The following is a 1,656-nucleotide window of genomic DNA, read 5'->3' as shown; positions in this document are numbered from 1 at the left end:
CAGCAATTCTCGGTGAAGGCAAGAAAGACACTGTTTATACGTATAGTGTATTAATAAGTGAAAACGATGTGGAGTCAAGGAGACCGTAAGTGCAGAGTTTTCCCTTTGATAGTGTCAATTTTACATGATGATAGCTAGCAATTCTGCTTGAGCTTTTGCAAAAAGGCAAAATGTCCCGTTTAATTTTTTGAGGTAAGCTTATGGAATTGGCAAAACTTCGGTAACGTATTTATAAAAAGGCCATGGGATCTATAATTCTTTCTAACAGGGTCTGCCAGTCGGGAAATATAAGTACTATTATGGTGTTTTTCAGACATTGCCAGAAGGCTCTTCTGCTTGAGAACTTACCTCTACATTGCTGATACAGAGCATCTGTCAATTCAAATATCTGGTGAATGAAAAATGCCAGAAGATTGAAAAGAAAAAAGTTAAAAGAGAGGTTTTCTTTGCCGTGTCCAAAGTTGTGTTCTATATGGTAACCCTGGTTTTTCAGGGTATTAAATGCCTCATTTTCTATTTTCCAACGGCTTCTACCACCTCTGACAAGCTCTCTCACGTTGTGTTCGGTAACACTTATGTCTGTTACCCAACTACTCTTGTAGGTTACCTTTCCATTCTTGACTATTCGATAATGAAAGTAGTTTACCATTTGTGCATCATCTCTGCCGTTTAAGGGTACATCGTTTATCCATTCATATTCGTGGACAATACCCTTAGTGTCCGTTGTCCTATATGAGCTAACCTCACCTAATTGCCTCTGTTCGTTTACCCATTCCACCAGGAGTTTGTGGTCATTATCCTTTGCCGTAAGAATATATCTCATACGATGTTTCACAAGCTTCTCTATAAATGGCTGCTTGCTATACAACGAATCCCCTACTATTATTATCTTTAACCTTGGATGGTCTTGTCTTATCTTCTGAATCAACCTCTTGCCAGCCTGTATCTCGCAGTCCTGCTTCTGGTGGCCGTCAACATTCTTTATCGCTTCCGGTGCCAGGGGAATTACTTGCCTCATGTCAGGGTGCATTATTACACTTTGCAATATCTGGTGTGTGTAATGGATTTTACCGCTTTTGCTCTCTTTGGTCAAACACCCGGGACACTTTACCTTGTCCGAACCAAAATACTCCGATCCATCAATCGACATTAAATAATAGTCCTTCATAAACAGAAACCTCTCAAGCTGTTTCCCACGGCGCAATTTCTCTACAAAATCATTAAATATTGGCTTTAGCTTCTCGCTGTCTAACTTGTCTATGACATCCCTCATCTGACTGTCTTTGGGTATTGTCTTTACGCTAAACAATGTCTTCAAGTTATTATTTCTTGCTTTATCTTCAAGGCGCTGCTGGAATTCCAAAAGCGATGGATCCTGAAAATACATCATTGCAAATCCGGACATACATACGTCATGCAGACAATGTTCTACTTTCCTTATTTCTCGATTATCCTCTATATCACCTATGCGCTTTCTCATTGTATTGCACAGCGCCTCAAATGATAAATGTTTCGCATGCTTATATTCTAAGCATACATCATTAAAAAAATCTAGACTATATATTTGTATATATTCCATCTGCGCGAAAAATATTTCGTTCTCCCTCTCTATTCTCCCTTTCCTCCCTCCCTTTCTTACTTCACCGAGAATTGCTG

Annotated in this window: 1 protein-coding gene; it reads right to left on the bottom strand. The window is 39.3% G+C overall.

The genetic code is table 11. The annotated features are described in order from the left end of the window. Positions 1-229: 229 nt before the first annotated feature. Positions 230-1,480, bottom strand: coding sequence for a transposase (locus ASN18_RS14110; protein WP_236861775.1), 1,251 nt, complete (start codon positions 1,478-1,480; stop codon positions 230-232). Positions 1,481-1,656: the final 176 nt, after the last annotated feature.

Origin of the sequence: Candidatus Magnetominusculus xianensis (assembly GCA_001541255.1) — a bacterium.
Taxonomy (GTDB): domain Bacteria; phylum Nitrospirota; class Thermodesulfovibrionia; order Thermodesulfovibrionales; family Magnetobacteriaceae; genus Magnetominusculus; species Magnetominusculus xianensis.
Note: the sequence above shows the minus strand (reverse complement) of the source record. Positions and strands in the feature narration are given on the sequence as shown.

Excerpts from the sequence above, each read along its gene's own strand:
- ASN18_RS14110 (WP_236861775.1), bottom strand. The coding sequence starts at position 1,480 with ATGAGAAAGCGCATAGGTGATATAGAGGATAATCGAGAAATAAGGAAA.